The sequence below is a fragment of the Paenarthrobacter sp. 10L420 genome, from assembly GCF_056395385.1.
This window is the reverse complement of the sequence record NZ_JBFTJK010000078.1, coordinates 1-689: the sequence shown is the minus strand read 5'-3', so window position 1 is coordinate 689 and position 689 is coordinate 1. Positions and strand designations below refer to the sequence as shown.

The following is a 689-nucleotide window of genomic DNA, read 5'->3' as shown; positions in this document are numbered from 1 at the left end:
CGGGGCAACGGCAAGATCATGCAGGAGTTGGAGGCGTTCTTCCGCGGCGCGGGCTGGAACGTGATCAAGGTCGTCTGGGGCCGGGAATGGGACACCCTGCTGGAAAACGACACCGACGGGGCGTTGGTGAAAATCATGAACGAAACCCCTGATGGTGACTACCAGACCTACAAGGCCGAGTCCGGAGGGTTCGTCCGGGATCACTTCTTCGGCAAGTCCCCGCAGACCAAGGACATGGTCGCGGACCTGACCGATGAGCAGATCTGGGGGCTCAAACGCGGCGGGCACGATTACCGCAAGGTCTACGCCGCGTACAAGGCAGCGGTGGAGTTCAAGGGCAAACCCACGGTGATCCTGGCCAAAACCGTCAAGGGCTACGGACTGGGCCCGCACTTCGAAGGCCGCAACGCCACCCACCAGATGAAAAAGCTGACCATGGAAGACCTCAAGGCCTTCCGTGACCACCTGCGCATCCCCATCAGCGATGACCAGCTCGACGCGGACCTCTACCGGCCCCCGTACTACCACCCCGGCATGGACGCCCCCGAAATCCGGTACCTGATGGAACGCCGGGCAGAGCTCGGCGGGTTCGTGCCCGAACGCCGCCGCACCCACACCCCCGTGACCCTGCCCGAGGCCAAGTCCTACGAGGTCGCCAAACGCGGCTCGGGCAAACAACAAGCCGCGAC

Annotated in this window: 1 pseudogene; it reads left to right on the top strand. The window is 63.9% G+C overall.

Going from position 1 to position 689, the window contains the following annotated elements:
• Positions 1-689 (top strand): annotated as a pseudogene (locus tag AC1DD5_RS25745) (pyruvate dehydrogenase (acetyl-transferring), homodimeric type); the annotation flags it as partial.